General features: G+C 29.0%; 17 protein-coding genes. 6 read left to right on the forward strand and 11 right to left on the reverse strand.

Annotated elements, in window-relative coordinates; genetic code table 11:
* The 8 genes from L8X50_RS04465 to mqnE form a co-directional block, all read right to left on the reverse strand.
* Positions 1-1,026 (reverse strand): cache domain-containing protein (locus L8X50_RS04465; RefSeq protein WP_263660493.1); only part of this gene is annotated, 1,026 nt, incomplete at its 3' end.
* A 79-nt stretch (positions 1,027-1,105) separates the two neighbouring features.
* Positions 1,106-1,846, reverse strand: a complete 741-nt coding sequence (locus L8X50_RS04470) for a Tfp pilus assembly protein FimT/FimU (RefSeq protein ID WP_220566288.1) — start codon at positions 1,844-1,846, stop codon at positions 1,106-1,108.
* On the reverse strand, positions 1,843-3,000 hold the full coding sequence (locus L8X50_RS04475; protein WP_263660494.1) for a hypothetical protein: 1,158 nt from the start codon (positions 2,998-3,000) through the stop codon (positions 1,843-1,845). Before L8X50_RS04475 ends, L8X50_RS04470 begins: the two co-directional genes overlap by 4 nt.
* Positions 3,001-3,006: 6 nt before the next feature.
* Complete coding sequence (locus L8X50_RS04480; RefSeq protein ID WP_263660495.1) at positions 3,007-3,540, reverse strand: hypothetical protein; 534 nt, start codon at positions 3,538-3,540, stop codon at positions 3,007-3,009.
* 1 nt (position 3,541) lies between these two features.
* Positions 3,542-5,935 (reverse strand): molybdopterin guanine dinucleotide-containing S/N-oxide reductase, encoded by a 2,394-nt coding sequence (locus L8X50_RS04485; RefSeq protein WP_133319346.1) that lies wholly within the window; start codon positions 5,933-5,935, stop codon positions 3,542-3,544.
* A gap of 61 nt (positions 5,936-5,996) precedes the next feature.
* Positions 5,997-6,437, reverse strand: a complete 441-nt coding sequence (locus tag L8X50_RS04490) for a phosphoribosyltransferase (protein WP_133319347.1) — start codon at positions 6,435-6,437, stop codon at positions 5,997-5,999.
* Positions 6,438-6,446: 9 nt separating this feature from the next.
* Positions 6,447-7,763, reverse strand: a complete 1,317-nt coding sequence (locus L8X50_RS04495) for an NCS2 family permease (RefSeq protein WP_263660496.1) — start codon at positions 7,761-7,763, stop codon at positions 6,447-6,449.
* An 8-nt stretch (positions 7,764-7,771) separates the two neighbouring features.
* Positions 7,772-8,836: an aminofutalosine synthase MqnE gene (gene mqnE, locus L8X50_RS04500; protein WP_133319349.1), complete on the reverse strand. Its 1,065-nt coding sequence runs from the start codon at positions 8,834-8,836 to the stop codon at positions 7,772-7,774.
* 120 nt (positions 8,837-8,956) lie between these two features.
* Here mqnE and L8X50_RS04505 point away from each other — a divergent pair, with 120 nt between their 5' ends.
* From L8X50_RS04505 to L8X50_RS04525, 5 genes are all read left to right on the forward strand, one after another.
* Positions 8,957-11,311 (forward strand): nucleotidyltransferase, encoded by a 2,355-nt coding sequence (locus tag L8X50_RS04505; protein WP_263660497.1) that lies wholly within the window; start codon positions 8,957-8,959, stop codon positions 11,309-11,311.
* 3 nt (positions 11,312-11,314) lie between these two features.
* Positions 11,315-13,114, forward strand: coding sequence for a glutamine--fructose-6-phosphate transaminase (isomerizing) (gene glmS, locus L8X50_RS04510; RefSeq protein WP_263660498.1), 1,800 nt, complete (start codon positions 11,315-11,317; stop codon positions 13,112-13,114).
* Positions 13,115-13,242: 128 nt separating this feature from the next.
* A complete protein-coding gene (gene fumC, locus L8X50_RS04515) occupies positions 13,243-14,634 on the forward strand; it encodes a class II fumarate hydratase (RefSeq protein ID WP_263660499.1) in 1,392 nt (463 codons plus the stop codon).
* A 41-nt stretch (positions 14,635-14,675) separates the two neighbouring features.
* Entirely contained in the window at positions 14,676-15,050 is a 375-nt protein-coding gene (locus tag L8X50_RS04520) for an HIT family protein (RefSeq protein WP_263660500.1), read from the forward strand.
* Between the two features lie 236 nt (positions 15,051-15,286).
* A complete protein-coding gene (locus L8X50_RS04525) occupies positions 15,287-15,661 on the forward strand; it encodes a DUF1090 domain-containing protein (protein ID WP_263660501.1) in 375 nt (124 codons plus the stop codon).
* A 1-nt stretch (position 15,662) separates the two neighbouring features.
* On the opposite strand, the gene L8X50_RS04530 is transcribed toward L8X50_RS04525, so the two are convergent.
* The 3 genes from L8X50_RS04530 to nadD are packed head-to-tail and all read right to left on the reverse strand — an operon-like array spanning position 15,663 to position 18,936.
* Positions 15,663-18,038 (reverse strand): tetratricopeptide repeat protein, encoded by a 2,376-nt coding sequence (locus L8X50_RS04530; protein ID WP_263660502.1) that lies wholly within the window; start codon positions 18,036-18,038, stop codon positions 15,663-15,665.
* Positions 18,039-18,047: 9 nt separating this feature from the next.
* The gene (rsfS, locus tag L8X50_RS04535; RefSeq protein WP_133319354.1) at positions 18,048-18,377 is read right to left on the reverse strand and encodes a ribosome silencing factor; all 330 of its coding nucleotides are present in this window, start codon (positions 18,375-18,377) and stop codon (positions 18,048-18,050) included.
* A 13-nt stretch (positions 18,378-18,390) separates the two neighbouring features.
* Positions 18,391-18,936 (reverse strand): nicotinate (nicotinamide) nucleotide adenylyltransferase, encoded by a 546-nt coding sequence (gene nadD / locus L8X50_RS04540; protein ID WP_263660503.1) that lies wholly within the window; start codon positions 18,934-18,936, stop codon positions 18,391-18,393.
* A gap of 59 nt (positions 18,937-18,995) precedes the next feature.
* Between nadD and gap the strand changes: the two genes are divergently transcribed.
* Complete coding sequence (gene gap, locus L8X50_RS04545; RefSeq protein WP_220566300.1) at positions 18,996-19,991, forward strand: type I glyceraldehyde-3-phosphate dehydrogenase; 996 nt, start codon at positions 18,996-18,998, stop codon at positions 19,989-19,991.
* The last annotated feature ends 1 nt before the right edge of the window (position 19,992 follow it).

Genomic DNA, 19,992 nt, shown 5'->3' on the forward strand with positions numbered 1-19,992 from the left:
GATACCTTTTTGGATTGCTTGTAAAGGGGATAGTAATTTTGAAGAAAAAAAGTAAATAGCAAAACATGAAATAAACAATATAATAATAGAAAAAATAATTTGCTTATATGCGTCTTTTAAAACCAACATTTCCAACTCATCTTGCTTTTGAGTTGCACAAGCAATATAGCTTACTTTAGCTTTTGAATTATCTATATTAGCGCAAATTCCAAATCTTTCTTCTTGTGTATCAACGCTTATATATTCAAATGTTTTATAATCTCCAAATTGCTGATGATATTTTTTTATCTCTTCCATACTTGGATGTTGAGTTAAGATTAGTGATTTATTATTTGATGCAAAAGGAATAGAGCTTGTTGTATCAAAAACAAAAACATTTCCTGGAAGTTTTTCAAAGGTCTTTTGCAAAGATGTTAGCAGTAAATCAACACCTAAAACACCTATCAACTTACCATTTTTCTTAATCGGGGTAGAATAAGTAAAACTAGGTAATTTTGTAACAGAATCTTCATAAACATCGCTTATAAACACTCCATCATTTGCAATAGCCCCTTTATACCAGTCTCTAGAAGTAGCATCGTAACTTGGATCATCATAAGAAGAAACTCCACCACCTCTTTTTCTAAAATTAGCCCCTTTTTTATCAGAAACAGTATCGCTTACAAGCATAGTTCCATCGGGAAAACCAACATAGACAGCTAAAGTATTTGATCCATCTTTAAAAATTTTTAAATCATCTCCTAGTATTTGCTCCATAGAATCAAAATTTAAAACTTGATTTTTTCCCAAAGAATCAATGTATTTTTTTATGGCAAGTAAAATATCTATATAACCATCAACATATCCTTCCACTTGAGTTTCTGTGATCAATAAATAATCTTCATTCGCTTGTTTACTGTTTGAAATTAAATTATTTCTACTAGAAACAAATGCCATTATAGTGATTATTGATAAAGCTAAAAAGACAATAACGCCAACAACAATGGACAATTTATTTTTCACACTCATTTGTGTATTTACATTCATATATCTCCTTTTTTGTATTTAAATTGAATTATTTTAGTAAATATATTTTATCAAAAAAAATAATAAATTTTAATAAAAATTATATATTATGACAAAATATTTGTTTATTATTTAAAATAATACTCTGCTGGTTTAGTGAAGAAAAATTAGGTATATAAGCATAACCGCTGATAGGATTTATAACTATACATATATGCTGATCTTGTTTATTAGATAATCTTATAATGCAGTTATTATTAAAAGATGAGAGCTTATCATAAGGACGCATAGCATTTTTCAAAGGTGTATATAAGCGACCATAATCATCAAAAATTAAACGCGTACTTCCCTTGCAAGCACCTTCAAACAAAACTTTTGAAATACCATATGTTTTTTCTATATTATATTTTAAATTCGCCTTAGAATCATTTTGATTTATTACTCCGCTTTGTCCTGAGTTCATCAATAAGTTTGGATTAATTAAATCAACAGCTATTTCTCTGTCTTTATTAATCATGTTTTTACCTATATTTGCATTACCATCACCATTTTTATCTAAAAAAATAGTATAAGTTTGTTCATTATTTGTAGCTGACTTTGAGCGTATGAAATATAATTGCCATTTGGCTTTAAACCACTCTCGTTTAGCAATATTAAATTCTTTTACTCTAAAATCATTTTGTATTAATGCTAAATGTCTTGTATATTTAATATCATTTAAAATTTGTTCAGCCCCTAAACGCAAATAGTCAGGTTTGTAATAAAAATACCCCATAGAAAACAATAAAGATAATATAATACAAACAAAAACTAGTTCTATTAAAGTAAAAGCTTGTTTCATTTTATATAATAATAAATTTTATGCTTACCTAAACTAACATATATCTTACTAGCTTTTTTACTAGAATGAAGTTCTAATTTACCTTTGGAAATACCATAAAATTTAAGTCTCAAAGCTAACTCTTTATCTTTAGTGAAAATATGTGTAAAATTTCGTTGTTTTAACTTTAAAGACAATTCTTTAGCAATATGATAATCATAAGCAAAATGTTTTTTTGGATCTTTTAATAAATAATAAAAACTTTGATTAAAAATAATACCAAGATAAAAAAATAGTAAAAAAACTAAAGAGCATTCTATAAAAATTTTATGTTTTAGGCGCAATTGTGGCATTCTTGAGCGATAAGAAGACATTAAATAACGAACTAATAATGGAGTACAAACTACACAAAAAGGTAAAAAGTCTTCTAAAAAAAGTCTTTGTCTTATAGAAAAAATCAAACAAAAAACGAAAGTAGTTGCACTAATAAACCATAAAAGCGGTTTATCATCTTGTAAAAGAATTCTATAAATAACATAAAAAAAATAAAGAAAAATTAAAGGTGAAAAGCAAGCTGCAAAAATACCTAAAGTATCTAAAAAATATCCTTTAGGTTTTCCACTTGCATCAAAACCATAAATACTCATTGCAATAGCAAATAAAATCAAAGAGCATGCAATAAGTAATTTATCTTTTTTATATATAGCAAAAAAGAAAAAAGATAAATATAAAATTACAAAATTTCCATCTACAAAAAGAACTAAAAAAAACAAAATATAAAATAAAAAAAATTTTTTATATTCAAACAACACCAAAATCAAAAGCGTAAAAAATATTACTACGCTAGATTCATTGATAAGCAAAGCACTGGCTACACTACCAGGAAGCAATATAAAAAGTACAACAGAAATAAAAGCATCAAAAGAAGTTTTGGTGTATCTTAAAGCCAAAATATACAACAAAATACAACTTAAAGAATGCAACAAAACAAATGGAAGTCTTAATCCAAAATCATTTTGTCCAAGAAGAGTAGTACCAAATCTAGCAATCATAGCAATTAAGCTATGATCGTAAAAATAAATTTGTGCTTCATTATAGCTGATAGATAAAGTGCTTACACCATATAATAAAGCACAAAAATCAAAAAATAAAACGGCTAATAAATACCTTTTCATTTTTGATTAGTCAAGTTTTACAGGCCCATTACTTGCGTGAGATTGTAAAAATCTTAAAATTCTATCTTTTTCTGCATCAGTGATTTTAGCAAAACCTTGCATAGCAGATAAATATGCATCCCATTCTTCCATTAAATGTTCTTTTGGTTTATGTGCTGCGTGACAACTTGTGCAAGTATCATAATAAGTTAATTCTATCTCATCCCAAGCAAGAATTTCTTGATCGGTCAAATCTTTACTTTTAACTAAAAATTCCATTTCATTGTTTGCATTTTTAGCATTTAAAGTAAGTAAAAGATAAATTCCATCTTTGGTATAAGCAAGGCTTTTTGGATTTGACTCCACAACCTCACCTTTGACTTTAATTAAAGAGTATTCGCCTTCTTCTTTTATAAGCTCCACTTTAGAGCCTTCATAAATTTGTCCTACTACTTTTTTACTAGCACTATCTAAAAGATCTACTTTTTCATTAAAAATAAACATATCTTTAGCAAACAAAGCGCTAGCTAAAAAAGTTAATGTCAATATAATTTTCTTCATTTTAAGCTCCTATGATTTCTGGTGGTGTAGTTGAATTATAAGGTTTTATAACTTCTTTTAGCTTTTTAATGCCCACTAAGCAAGTATTTACACTAGTTGCTTGAGCCATAGTTGAAGTTGGTCTTGAGCTTGTTAAAACATTTACATGGCCTGCATTACATCTTGGCTTGCTATCGCTTACATCTTCAGGGTCATACCAAGCACCCTCTTGGATACTAATAACCCCTTCCATGATATTATCTGTTACAAAAGCACCTGCTAAAAGTGATCCACGATCATTATATACTTCTACAACTTCTCCGTGGGTAATGCCAAGTTTTTTAGCATCATTTGTATTAATCATCACAGGCTCTCTACCTTGAATTTTATACAAATCTCTTACCCAAGTATTATCAAGTTGAGAATGCACTCTATATCTTGGATGTGGACTTACTAAATGGAAAGGATATTTTTTAACTAATTTTTCATTACCCAGCCACTCTGCAGGCTCAAACCATGTTGGATGTGCTTTAAAATCATCTAAATTGTATTTTTCAAATTTTGGAGAATAAATTTGGATTTTTCCACTTTCTGTTGCAAGTTTATTTGCCACAGGATCGGCTCTAAATTCAGAGTGTCTTACAAAATTATAAGCTTCTTTTGGTGGTTCAAAATGGATAAAACCTTGTTTCCAAAAGTCAGCAAATTCCATATAATAAGGACAATCACTTCTTCCATAAAAACCTTCAAGCCATTGTTGTTTTGTTTTATTACCTGTAAATTTTTTATGCTCTCTCTCGCCAATTCTTTTTGCTAATTCTTCGAAAATATCATAGTCATTTCTACTTTCAAAATAAGGCTCAATTACTTTTTTCATAGCATAAACATAATCTTGAGAATAAGAGCCACCAAAGCTAATGTCATCTCTTTCTAAAGTTGTAGTTGAAGGTAATACAATATCTGCCATTTTTGCCATAGGAGTCCACCAAGGCTCATGTACAATTAATGTATCAAGTGTTCTTAAAGCTTTGATAAGTTCATTTGTATTTGGATGATGGCCCAATACAGAAGCGCCCACTACATACATGAGTTTAATTTTAGGATAAGTGATTTCTTTACCTTTAAATTTAACTGTTTTACCTGGATTTAAAATAGCTTCTGAAACTCTACTTGCAGGAATATTAGTATCAAGATTATTTTTACCTTGTGGTAAACCTACTGGTAATCTTACACCTGAAAATGCTTGACCACCACCTGAATAATGCATAGAAAAACCAAATCCACCACCAGGTAAGCCTACTTGACCTATCATTGAAGCTAAAACCATTAAAGTCCAATCAGCTTGCTCACCATGGTGTGCTCTTTGCATAGCCCAGTTACCTGCTAAAAAGGTTCTATTTTTTACAAAAGTATCTGCCAATGCGGTAATAACTTTTTCTTCAACGCCGGTAATATTTGCAGCCCAAGCTGGAGTTTTATCAATACCATCAGTTTTTCCAAGCAGATAAGGTAAGAATTTGTCAAAACCATCAGTATATTTTTCAATGAATTTTTTATCATATTTTCCACTTTTATATAAATAATTCATCATACCAAGCATTAAAGCAACATCAGTATTTGGACGAATCTTAATCCACTGGGCATTTAAAATTTCTGCTGTTTGAGTATATTGAGGATCGATAGTTATAAATTTAATTTTTGATTTACTGTATTTTTTATAATAATCATCATTACCACGATTTGCAACTTTAAAATCAATTTGATTACATTTATAAAGATCAGCTCCCCATAAAACATAAACCTGAGTGTTTTCCAAAATAACTTCATGAGAAGTTTGTAAAGAATAAACTTCCAAATCTCCTACTATGCTAGCATTTACTTTACCAGCAGCACCATTACTATACTCACCATCAGTACCAATATGGCCACCTAAAGCGGTATTAAAAAATCTTCCTGCTACTGAGTTACAATTGTGCAATAAACCTACATGTCCCCATGCACCATAACTTGCATTAAATAAATTTTCAATAGGGGTTTCTTTTAATTTTTCCAATACAAGCTCTAAAGCTTTCTCCCAACTTACTCTTACAAAAGGTTCTTTACCTCTTAATTTAGGTCTTTTTTTACCTTCTAAAAAGCTTTTTCTAACACAAGGATACTTTACCCTAGTGTCTGAATAAGTTCTATCGATAATAGCATCAGTTATTACTGAAGGATGTTTATCAGATTTTTGTGGAGTAACTTTTACTATTTTTCCTTCTGAATTTACTTCAGCCCAAAAAGCACCAAAGTGAGTTGCATGAGGAATTTTTTTAGTATCGTAAAATTTTGTTTGTGCTGCCATTAAAGGATTAACGGAAGCAACTGCTGAAGTTGCAGCAAGACCTTTTAAGAATTTTCTTCTTGTTAAACTCATGTTTGTCCTTCCTTTTAGTTTAGTATTTAATTATATTGTATTATTTATAGCTAATAATAAACTAAATTTTAATACTCCAGAAAAAATCAATCCATTCCTTAGCTTCTTTAATATAAAATTCAGGGATTAATAATGCTGAAGTTTTGTAAAAAACACTTGCTACTTTAAGCTCTAAATGAGGAAACTTTTGACTTAAGACTCTCTTAATTTCTATCATAGTTTCACCACTATCTATGATATCATCTACCAAAAGAACTTTTTTATATGAGCTAAGATCAGGAATATTAAAAATTTTAATCGTATCTAATTTTTGAGTATCTTCATAATGGATAGAATTTAAAGAAAATAAATTTCTATTACCCATACCTTCTGCTAAAAAATGACCTAAAGTCATACCACCTCTTGCTATAGCAAGTAAAACATCGGGATTAAATTCCTCTTTTATTTTGCGTGTAAAAGGGATAATTTCTTTTTGAAATTCTTCATAAGCATAATAATACATAATCACTTCCTATAAAAATTGTAACAAAAATACCAATAATGAAATTGCACTTAAAATGACAATTCCAAGATTAATTTTATCAAATTCTTTTTGCATAATACGCATAAATAAATACGCAATAAAACCAAAAGCAAAACCTGTTGTAATAGAATAAGTCAGCGGCATCATAATAATAATAAAAAACGCACTCACAGCTATTGCTTTATCTTTAAAATTAATATTTGCAACTTCCATAAACATTAAAACTCCAACAAGAACCAATACAGGATAAATAGAATTTGCAGGAATAGCTTTAAATACCGGTAGTAAAAATAAAGTGAAAACAAAACATATAGCAGTAACTAAAGCTGTAAGACCTGTTCTACCGCCTACTTCAACTCCTGCTGAACTCTCCACAAATGCCGTTACAGTAGAGGTACCAACAACTGCTCCCATAGCTGAACTAACAGCATCTACTCCTAAAGTTTTTCCTAGTTTTTTATCACCTTGTTTTGGATCATCAAATATTTTTCCTCTTGAGCCTACGCCTGTGATTGTCCCTACGCTATCAAAAAGCTGAGTAACAAAAAAAGTAAGCACTATAGGAATCATACTAAGCTCTAAAGCTCCTTTAATATCAAGCTTACCAAATATTGCACTTAAGCCATTATCTCCGTTTATAACTGGCATCGACAAAAGTTGTTCTGGAAACCTAGCTCCATCAATACCAAAAATCCAAGCACACAAAGCACTTACAAAAACAGCTAAGATAAAAGCAGCTTTAATCCTCCAAGCCCAAAAAACAAAAACTAAAAACAAACCAAATAATCCAAAAAGTACTTTAGTGCTTGAAAAATCTCCCAAGCCTACTAAAGTTGCTTCGCTTTTGGTGATAATTCCCATTTGCACAAGTCCCATAAAAGCTATAAAAGTTCCAATACCCGCTGATATAGCTTTTCTTAGATCATTTGGTATGCTTTTTATAACCCAAATTCTAAAATTAGTAAAAGATAATAAAGTAAAAACAATACCTGATAAAAAAACAGCCCCCAAAGCACTTTGCCAAGGAATTTGATAAGTATTACACACGCTAAAAGTAAAATACGCATTTAATCCCATGCCTACACTCATAGCCACAGGAGTATTAGAAAAAAAAGCACTTAAAGTAGTAGCTATAATAGTTACCAAAGCGGTTGCTACGATTAAAGCTTCTAGTGGCATACCTGAATTGCTCATTATATTAGCATTAACCGGTATAATATAAATCATTGCTAAAAAGGTAGCAATACCTGCATAAATTTCAGTTTTTACATCGCTATTATGCTCTTTAAGTTTAAAAAAATCCATTTTAATCCTTAATAAATTTTTAGTTCATTATATAAACTATCTCGCTCTATTGCTATATAACCTGAACTTTGAATCATCTCTATGAAGGTTTTTAAACTTAAGCCATTTGAGCTTTTTGCTCCGCCTGCACTTTGTATGCTTTCTTTTTCTATGGTACCATCTAAATCATTTGCGCCAAAATCTTGAGCCACCATAGCTAAATTTATACCCATAGTTGCCCAATAAGCTTTGATATTTTTAATATTATCAAGCACTATTCTTGCTATAGCTAAAGTTTTTAAAATTTCCACCGAGCCAAGTGGCTTTTTACCTGTAATAAAACTATTATCTTGTTGCCAAACTAAAGGAATAAAAGCATTAAACCCGCTTGTTTGATCTTGGAGATTTCTTAATCTTATCATGTGATTAATTCTATTTTCTCTACTTTCTATATGCCCAAATAACATAGTAGCATTACTTTGTTTACCTTTTTCATGCCAAAGTTTGTGAATTTTTAGCCAATTTTCACTACTTACCTTACCATGACAAATTCTTTTTCTAACTTCTTCATCAAAAATTTCAGCTCCACCACCTGGCATAGAATCAACACCATACTCAAGCATTTTTTCTATTACTTCTTCATAACTCATATCAAAAGCTCTACTTAAAAAATCAACCTCAGCAGCAGTTAGAGCTTTAATGTGTAAAAATGGATATTTTTCTTTAATCATTTTAAAAATTTCTAAATACCACTGCCATGATGTATTTTTATTGTGCGCTGAAACAATATGAATTTCTTTCGTATCTCTTAAAACTGTCTCATCAACTATTTTCATTATCTCTTCATGTGTCATAGTGTAAGGATTAGGATTTTTCCTATGTGCTGAAAAAGCACAAAATTTACAAGTATCTGCACATATATTTGTAGGATTAATATGTCGATTGATATTAAAATAAACCTTTTTGCCATGCAAATTAGTACGAATTTTTTGTGCATATTTAGCTAGAGTAAAAAGCTCTAAATCCCAAAGTTTATTAGCCTCTTCTTCGTTTAATCTTTCTTGATTTTCTAATTTTTCTATAATTGTTTGCATATTCTTACCATATTTTTAATTTTAAACTACAATTATAATTTTAACTTACTTAAAATTTAATACAAAGTATTTTTTGGTATGATTTTAACAAAAATTTAAAGCAAGGAATAATTTTCAAAAATGGATATGCAAAAAATTCAAAAATTAAAAAATTCTTTAAAAGACTATGAAGCATATTGTTCTAGACTTTTTTTAAAGCAAGGTTCTTTTAGCTTTTACCATTCTAAAGAGATTGATCGTTTTATAGAAGATATTTATGAACTTGTTTTAAATGATTTTTTTGATGATTTTTTTCCACATAATGACAAAATTCCTTTTTGTATTATCGCCATTAAACAATATGCTAAAATGAATTTAAGCATAAAAGAAAATATTGATTTATTGCTTATTTATAAAGATATAAAAGCTTATAATATTAAGCCTTTAATGAAAGCATTTATTACTTTTTTAAACGATATTGGTTTAAGCATTAACTATCAAATTTGTGAAATAAATGGACTTTATAATATAGCTAAAAATGAGCTTAAACAAAATATTTTACAATATCGCTATATTAGTGGTTCTAAGATTTTATTTAAACAAATCAAAGAAAAAATTTCCCAAGCTCAAGATGAATTAAAAGAAGAATTTGCTCTAAAAATCTTGCAAGAATTTAACCCTTATTATCAACCTTTAATCAAGCAAGAATTTGATATTAATAAAAATTTTGGCGGTTTAGATGAGCAACTTAATATAGAAAATTTAAATATTTTATTTAAAGATTCTCCCAAAAATTACATGCTTAATTTTATCAATGAAAAAGAATTTAGCGAATTTAAGCTTGCGAGTGATTTTTTATTTTCACTTAAATGTGCAATGAATCTTTTAGAAGGTAAAAACACAAATTTATTTTTAATACAAAATTCACAAGAACTTGCTAACTTAATGCATAAAAAAGAAAAGAAAAATTTAGATCTTAAATCCATACTCATTCAAAAAGCAATGCAAAGTATGCAAATTTGTGGAATTTATACACATTTTTTAGCAAGATGCATCCAGGAAAAACATTATAAAGAAAATAAACTTTATGAAATACAAGATAACTTTTTTACTCATTCAGATGAAAATGAAAATTTAAATTCAATACTCAATCGACTTTTAAAACTAGAAGATGAGGATTTTATTTTTGATATTAAACTAATTTTTGCATTAAAAAGAGCAAAAAATAATGATGAAAATTTGGAGTTATTTAAAGGTATATTAGAAAAAAAACATTCTTTTAGTATTTTAAAACTACTAAACAATGCAAACATTTTAAAAGATTTTTGCAAACCATTAATTCAAAGTAAATTTTTACTCGAAGAAGAAGGTGTTTATAGCGCATTAGATAGAGCATTACTTTGCTTAAAATACTTTGAAGAAAAAGATTGCAAATTTGATAAAAAAACACTTCTAATAATAAAGCTTACCATACTTTTAAGTGCTATTCATGAAGAAAATGAAATTTCTTTAGCTAATATTTACAGAGCTTATGTTGGAAAATTCCAAGTTGATAATGAACTTTTAGATTTTGGCTTAAGATTATTTAAAAATTTCAATGCTTTTAAAGATATTATAGAAAAAGAAGATATTTATAATTCTACTATTGTATTAAATTTTATTTCCAAATTAAATGATACTCATACCCTAAAAACCTTACATCTTTTATCTTTTTGCAATGCTAAAGCTTTGAGTATAGAAAATCATTTTTATTATAAAAGTTTAGAAAGATTGTTTCAAAATGCACTAGAAGGTTTTGAGGATGAAAATTTAATTGATGAGAGTCAAAGAAGGGTAAAAAAAGAACAAACCCTAAAAAGAAGCAAGGCTTTTTTAGATCTTGATGAGCAAACTCAAAACAATATCACTCATATTAAATCTAATCTCTTTTTTATAAAAAATAGCTTTGAAAAAATTATTAAAATAACACAGATTGCGCAAAAAGAAAATTTTACTTTTTGGCTTGACAATCAAGATAATTTTACTCTAGAGCTTATAATGAATAGAAAAAATAATCTTGAAAATATACTCAACACTTTAAGTTCTTTAAATTTAGTCTTTATGAGTTTTTTTGAATTATTTGATGAAAAAGTTTATCTGAAATTTGAATATTCAGATATAGTAAGTGATAATCAAAAACAAAGTTTAGAAAATTTACTTAATTCTAAATTACATTTAAAAGTACAAAAAAAAGCAAAAAAACCAAACATTAAAAAAGATGAATTAAAATTAGACATGAATTATTCCAAAAGCTATGCCAAAATAACCTTAAACACAAAAGATCAAAAAGGTTTAATGGCTTATGTGATGGATGTACTTGCAAGATATGATATTATCTTAAGTGCAGCAAAAATTCAAACCATAAAAGAAAGAACGCGAAATGTTTTGATTTTGCATAAAAATGAAAGCTTGCAAGATCATAAAGATCAAATTCTTAAATCACTAATAAGCGAGTAAAAGATGTGTGGAATAGTAGGTTATATAGGAACTAAAGAAAAGAAAAAAATCATATTAGAAGGTTTAAAAGAGCTTGAATACAGAGGCTACGATAGCGCCGGTATAGCAGTAATGAAAGATGGAGAATTAGACTTTTTTAAAGCAGTTGGAAAATTAGAAAATTTAGCTAACAAAACTGCTAATTTTAATAGTGATGGATTTGGGCTTGCTATAGGCCATACGCGTTGGGCAACTCATGGAAAACCAACCGAAATAAATGCGCATCCACATTTAGGACAATACTCTTGTGTAATACATAATGGAATCATAGAAAATTACCAAGAATTAAAAACAAAACTCACACAAGAAGGTATTAATTTTCTAAGTCAAACTGACACTGAAGTTATTGTACATTTATTTGAATATCATGCGAGTAATTTAGAACCATTTGAAGCTTTTAAAAAGACCATAGCTGAACTAAAAGGTGCTTTTGCAATCTTGCTTGTGAGTAAAAAAGATCCTAATACAATTTATTTTGCTAAAAATGCTGTGCCACTCATCATCGGAAAAAATGGCGATGAAAATGAATATTATTTTGCATCAAGTGATGCACCTTTAGTTTCTTTAGTGGATAAAGTAGCTTATCTTGAAGATGGAGATTATGGATATGTTAATTTAAATGAATGCAAAATTTGTCATGATCAAGCTTGTATACAACCTACTTTTGTGGCTTTAAGTCAAGATAAAAGTTATGCTCAAAAAGATGGTTATAGGTTTTTCATGGAAAAAGAAATTTATGAGCAAAGTAGAGTTTTAGGCGAAGTTTTAATGGGACGATTACAAGGTGAGCAGATTGTTTTTGAAGATATAGATGAAACTCTTTTACAAAACATAGATGAAATCACACTTTGTGCTTGTGGTACAAGCTATCATGCAGCATTAAGTGGGGCTTATTTACTTGAAAGACTTGCAAAAATTAAAACTAAAGTTGAAGTAGCAAGTGAATTTAGATACAGAGAAGCTATTATAGGTAAAAATACTCTTTTTATAGTAATCTCTCAAAGCGGCGAAACAGCTGATACACTAGAAGCTTTAAAAATAGCAAAAACACAAGGAGTTAAAACTTTAGCAATATGTAATGTGGATAATTCTAACATCGTGCGTTTGGCTGATATATCTTTACTTACTAGAGCGGGCATTGAAAAAGGTGTAGCTTCAACTAAAGCATTTGCCACTCAAGTAGCAACTTTATGGATGCTTGCAATCTATCTTGCACAAAAAGCAAATTTAGATATGAGTAAAGAAATCAAAGCTCTAAGAAGCTTGCCAAGTATAGTTAAAGTTGAACAAAACTTACATGAAAAAGTACATAGAATTTCAAAAAGATACCTACATGGCCATGGCTTTTTCTTTATAGGAAGAGATGTATTTTATCCATTAGCACTAGAAGGAGCTTTAAAACTTAAAGAAATTTCATACTTACATGCTGAAGGCTATCCAGCAGGTGAAATGAAACATGGACCTATTGCTCTAGCAGATAGTGAGCTTTTTACCGTTGCATTAATGCCGCAAAATTGTCTTTATGAAAAAACAAAATCAAATGTAGAAGAATTAGCTGCAAGGGATTCTACTTTACTTGCTATCTCTCCACTTGATTTTGATTTAAGTGATGATTTTATAAAAACTTCAAAACAAGAGCACTATATGTGCGAATTTTTCGAAATGATGGTAATCTTACAACTTCTAGCTTTAGAAGTTTCTATAAGACTTGGCAATGATGTGGATATGCCAAGAAATCTAGCAAAAAGTGTTACAGTAGAATAATATTTGTGTAGTTTTGAAAAAAACTACACCTTTCTTCAAAAATTTTATAAATACTTCTTAAATTATAAGCAAACTTTAGGGTTTATTTAGTTTAAATATCACAACTTATTTTATTACAAGGAAAGGCCATGGAATACAGAATCGAACACGATACTATGGGAGAGATAAAAGTTCCTAATGATAAATATTGGGGAGCACAAACTGAAAGAAGTTTTGAAAATTTTAAAATTGGTTGTGAGAAAATGCCAAAAGTTTTAATTTATGCTTTTGCAAATCTTAAAAAATCTTTGGCTTTAGTAAATAATAAACTTGGCAAATTAGATGATGTTAAAAAAAATGCTATCGTGCAAGCTTGTGATGAAATTGTAGCAGGAAAATTTGACGATAATTTCCCACTAGCAATATGGCAAACAGGTTCAGGCACTCAAAGCAATATGAATATGAATGAAGTTATAGCAAACCGTGCAACTGAAATTATGGGTGGAGATTTTAGAAAGGAAAAGCTTGTTCATCCAAATGATCATGTAAATATGAGTCAAAGTTCAAATGATACTTTTCCAACTGCTATGAGTATAGTTTCGGTAGAGCAAGTAGAGAAAAAACTTATCCCTGCTTTAGATGAGCTTATTGCAACTTTTGAAAAAAAAGTAAAAGAATTTGAAGGAATTATTAAAATAGGAAGAACTCACCTTCAAGATGCTACACCACTTACCCTAGCTCAAGAATTTAGCGGATATCTTTCTATGTTACTTCACTCAAAAGAGCAAATCATCGCTTCTTTACCTACATTAAGAGAACTTGCAATAGGTGGGACAGCTGTTGGTACAGGATTGAATGCGCATCCAGAACTTAGTGAAAAAGTAAGCGAAGAATTAAGCAAGCTTTTAGGTACTAAATTTGTTTCAAGTCCAAATAAATTCCATGCACTAACAAGCCATGATGCAATTAATTTTACCCATGGAGCTATGAAAGGCTTAGCTGCAAATTTAATGAAAATAGCAAATGATATTAGATGGCTAGCAAGTGGCCCTAGATGTGGTCTTGGAGAGTTAAACATACCTGAGAACGAACCAGGAAGTTCTATCATGCCAGGCAAGGTTAATCCTACTCAATGCGAAGCTTTAACTATGGTTGCAGTGCAAGTTATGGGAAATGATGCAGCTATTGGTTTTGCAGCAAGCCAAGGAAATTTCGAGCTTAATGTTTTTAAACCTGTGATTATTTATAACTTCTTGCAAAGCCTTGATTTATTAGCTGATGCTATGCATTCATTTAATATCCATTGTGCTGTTGGTATAGAGCCAAATAAAGAAAAAATTGATTTTAACTTACATAATTCTTTAATGCTAGTAACTGCATTAAACCCACATATTGGCTATGAAAATGCAGCTAAAGTAGCAAAAAATGCTCATAAAAAAGGTATTTCTTTAAAAGAAAGTGCTATGGAACTTGGCTTAGTAAGCGAAGAAGACTTTGCTAAATTTGTAGATCCTACAAAAATGATAGGAGTAAAAAAATAATCAAAAGACTAGGAATAACCCTAGTCTTTTTAAGGATTTAAATGATTTATGAAAATGATTTTTTATTTATAGAAAAAGAAGATTCTCAAATTCCTTGGGTGAAAATTTTTACTAAAGAAAACTACAAAGAATTAAGTGATTGTCCAACCTTTTTGCAAAATATGCTTTTTCAGTATGTTTTAGCTTGTGAGTTAAGCCTTAGAGAATACTACAACCCAGAAAAAATCAACATAGCTTCCTTCGCAAACTATGTACCAAGAGTGCATTTTCATGTTATGGCACGTTTTAAAGAAGATGGGTTTTTTCCTGAAAGTATGTGGGGAAAACAGCAAAGAGAAATTAAGGATTTAAATTTACCTGATTTTGAAGGATTTACATCAATATTACTTAAAAAAATAAAAAATATTTATGTTTAAAAAATTTATTAATTCTAGTTATCAAGTCCTATCACATCATCTACTTAGGATTATTTTAGTACAAAAATCATATAAGTTTAAAATATGAGAAAATCAAACTATAAGCTTGATAATAATTCATCTTTGTTTTTATAAAAGGTCAAATAACTTTTTTTAAAACTCATGTTTTTATTAAAAACAGCAAATAAATTATTTAATATAATAAACTAAAATTTCAAAAAAGAAAGGTTTAAATTATGAAGCAATTGTTATTTTTACTTACACTTTGCTCATTTGCATTTTCCACGCAATGTGAGGTTAAAATAAAGCAAATTCAAAAAGAAATAGCTTATGCTAAAAATTACAATCATCAAGAAAAAGCTTTAAGTTTAGAATTAGCCTTAAAAGAAGTTCAGGCAGATTGCGCAAAAGATCCTCTTTTTTATGATAAAAAATTAGAGGCCAAAAAACTTAAAGAGCAAGAGATAGAAAAAATCGAACAAGAGTTGAAAGAATTAAAAAAACAAAAAGATTATATGAGTAAAACAGAGTATAAAAATAAAAAACAAGCTTTAAAAGACAAAAAAGACAAAATCAAAAAAGAGATTAAAGAATACATCAACAAACTCTAATTTAATTCCAAATTTGCCACCATTTTTTATTTTGTTGTTTTAATTTTTGCATTAAAATATTTTGATTTTTTAATGCAAACTTATTTTCTTCATCAAGTTTTAATAATTCTTTAGTGCACTCCAAAGCTTGCTCATATTCTTTTAACTCTTCTAAACACTGAATTTTTCCCACCAAAGCATCGGTATTTTCATTTACTATCTTTAAACAATCTTCATAACATTGTAATGCATCATGAAAATCACCTAAATTTCTTAAACACTCTGCCTTATAATAATGTGTCCAATTTTGACTATCATCTAAATTTAAAGCCATATTAAGATATTTTATAGCTTCTTTAAAATCTTGCAAATATACTTTAACTGCACCCATAAAATGATAACACTCATATGATTTTGGCTCAAGCTCACTTGCTTTTTTTGCCGCTTCAAAGCTTTCATCGTATTTTCCTAAAAAGCTTAAAATTTGTGCTTTTTCTATCCAATACTCCCCAATATCATCAATTATTTTTAAGCATTCATTAATATCTTTTAAAGCTTCGTTGTATTTTTCAAGATTTCTTTTGCATTTTGCTCTATGAAAATACGATTCATCATCTTCTTCGTTGCTTAAAATCACACTATCATAACATTTTATCGCTTCTTCAAACATATAAAGATCTTCATAACAAAGTCCCTTATAATACTTTGCTCCATTATGGTTTTTATCAATTTTTAAAGCCTTGTTTAAATCTTCTATAGCTTCTTCTTCTAAGCTTAAATTATATTTAGCAATTCCACGCCAAAAATAAAGTTTAAAATTATTTTTATCCACCTTGTGTGCTGCATTACAATAAGCTATTAATTCTTCATAAGATTCAAGCTCTTTTGCACAATATGCCCTTTCAAATAATACATCTTTTAAATCAACATAATCTTTATATGTTTTTATAAGTTCATTGTATTCATCCATAGCTTCTTGAAATCTTTCAAGTCTACTTTTAATCCAAGCTCTTTGAGAAAGGGAATTAGCAAAATCTTGGGTATTATTTTGCTTTTTATAATATTTAACAGCTAGTTCACTATCTTCTAAAGCTTCCTCATATTTTTCAAGATCAGATTTTAAATAAGCCCTATTAAAAAATACATCGGGATATTCTTTTTGATATTTTAAAGCTTTTTCATAACTTATCAAAGCTTCATCATATTTGTCTATTTCATATAAACTATTGCCCAAATGATAAAAACCATAAGGAACTGCGTGTTCAAGTTCTGCTAATTCTGATGGAGTAAAATCATGCTTTCTTGCTCTTTCTTGATAATATTTAGCTGCTAAGTCAAAATCCTCTATAGCTTCTTCAATCATTTTTAGATTAATTTTAGTATTGCCTCTATTAATATATGCTTGAGCATATTCTTCATAAAGCTCAATTGTTTTATCATAATATTTCAAAGCTTGCTCATAATCTTCTAAATCATACAAAACCCTAGCCAATGCAAAACATGGATATTGCAAATTTTCATCTAATTCGATTGATTTTTTAAAAGCATCTATTGATAATTCTATCTTTTCTAAGTCTTTATAAATATGTCCCAAAATCAAATATGCCATTGCATTTTCATTATCTAATTCAATGGATTTTAAGCAATCTTGCAAAGCCCCCTCTAAATCATCGACTTTACGTTTATTATTAGCCCTTTTATAATACGCATCAGAAAAACTCTCATCTTGCTCAATCATCTTAGTAAAAAATTCTATAGCTTTTTGATAATCTTCTAAATTCTCATAAGCTACCCCTTGATAATAAAAAATCTGCGAAGATTCAAAACCCAAATCTTGAGACTTCTTAAAATCAAGCAAAGCTTGTTTTGGATCAACACTAAGCAGGGCAATGGCTCTAGTATAATAAGCTATATAATATTCTGGAGCTAAATCGATACAAGTTTGTAAATCTTTTAAAGCTTTTGTTTGCTCATCTAAAAGTATATAAACCCTAGCTCTGTTAAAATATGCTAAATAATATGCATTATCTAACGCTATAGTTTTATTAAAAGCTAAAAGCGCTTCTTGTAATAAATCTAACTTAAAATTACACAAGCCCAAAAGATTAAACAAAAATACATTACTAGGATCAAATTCTACAGCTATAGTTGCATCTTCAAGCGCTTCTTGAAATTTCAAGCAATTAAATCTACAAAACGCTCTATTATGGTAAGTCTCTAAAAGCAAACGCTCTTTATCCTCATCATCTATAAAAATCACTTTACCATCTTGCGCTAGTGTAACTTCACCTTTACAAAAAGCTATAAGCTCGCTTAAAACTTCATCGCATTTTTCAAATTCTGAATTTTCAAAATATTCTTTAGCTAAATCTGATAACTCAGTAATTAAATTATCCAAATCTTAACCCTAGTTTTGATTTTCTTTATTTAAACTTTTCAAAAATTCTTCTATATTATATTTTGTTCTATAAGTTTCACTCATTAAGTGAATCAAAATATCTCCTAAATCAAGCACAGTCCATTCTTCACTACTTTCTATATTTAAAAACTCCTCACCCTTGCTTTTAAGATTAGTTTTTAAATCATCAATCAAAGAAAGCGCGTGTCTTTCCCCCATAGTAGTAGCAATCACTACAAATTTAACAAAATAATCCTTATCTTGCATATCAAAGCTTTCTATTAAATCTGCCTTTTTATCATCTAAAATCTGCACTATATTATTAATTCTTTCTTGCATTGTTTTCCTTTTGTTAAATATTTTTAAATTTAGAATAATAAAGCTTAACTTCTTCTTTGATTTGCTCACAAACTTGCGTTGTTTGTAAAGTTTGTCTTATAAAAGATGAAGAGATATTTACTTTAGTATCTAAAGTTTTAAAATGTTTTGGTATAAAAATATGATCTCTTTTAGCTATAACAAATTCTACCAAATTTTGCAATCTTTCAAATTCATGCCATTTTTCAAGACTTTGCAAATGATCAGCTCCTAAAATAAGATAAAATTTTGAAATTTCATATTGCTTATATAAAAATTCAACACTTTCTATACTAGGCACAGGTCTTTGCTTTTTTATTTCAAAATCACAAATTTCAACTTTTATTAAGCTTTCCCAAATTTCCTTGCACCATTTTAAGCGTCTTTGTTCATCTGCAGTAAATTCTTGTTTAAAAAGACTAATAAAAGTAGGCATAATAATGAGCTTATCAAGCTCTAAATTTTCTAATGCATTTAAGACTATAGCATTATGACCTAAATGAGGCGGATCAAAACTACCGCCAAAAAGTGCGATTTTCATTAAAATTTAACCTTTTTTTAGTAGAATTTTATCTACTTAATCATAAAAAGGAAATGAAAATGGCTGTAAAAGTTGCAATAAATGGCTTTGGACGCATTGGAAGATGTGTTGCAAGAATTATCATGAAACGCGATGATATAGAACTTGTAGCGATTAATGATACTACTGATATTGAACTCACAAAATATCTTTTTAAATACGACACCGTTCATGGGGTATATGATGGTAGTGTTGAAAATGAAAATGATGATTTAATAATTGATAATAAAAAAATAAAAGTTTTAAAAAGTAGAAATGTAGCAGATTTGGACTTTGCAAAATATGGCGCACAAATTGTTTTAGAGTGTACCGGTGCACACTTAACTATGGAAAAATGTCAAGGATTTTTAGATCATGGGGTGCAAAAAGTCATCATGAGTGCACCTGCAAAAGATAAAACTCCAACCTATGTTTTAGGAGTAAATGCACATGAATACAAAGGCGAAAATATCATCTCAAATGCAAGTTGTACCACCAACTGCCTAGGACCAATTTGTAGAGTTTTGCAAGATAATTTTGGCATAGAAAAAGGTTTAATGACTACTATACATGCTTACACCAATGGTCAAAGTATTATTGATGCAAAAGCAAGAGATAAAAGAAGATCACGCGCTGCTGCACAAAATATCATCCCTACTTCTACCGGTGCAGCAAAAGCTATGAAGCTTGTTATGCCTGAACTTGATGGAAAATTACATGGTCAAAGCATGCGTGTGCCTGTAGCTGATGTATCAACTGTAGATTTAACTGCAACTTTAAAGAAAAAAGTAAGTAAAGAAGAAATCAATGAAGCCTTTAGAAAAGCAGCTGCTAGTAATTTAAAAGGCATATTATTAGTTGATGATGAAGAAAGAGTTTCAAGTGATTTTATAACTTGTTCTTATGGTGCAATTGTAGCAAGTGATTTAACTCAAGTAATTTGTGATGATTTTGTTAAAGTGGTTGCTTGGTATGATAATGAATGGGGTTATTCTTCTCGTTTAGTAGATATGGCAGTATTTATAGCAAAGGCTTAAG

The sequence above is a fragment of the Campylobacter sp. CNRCH_2013_0898h genome (assembly GCF_025772965.1).
GTDB classification, from domain to species: Bacteria; Campylobacterota; Campylobacteria; order Campylobacterales; family Campylobacteraceae; genus Campylobacter_D; species Campylobacter_D lari_D.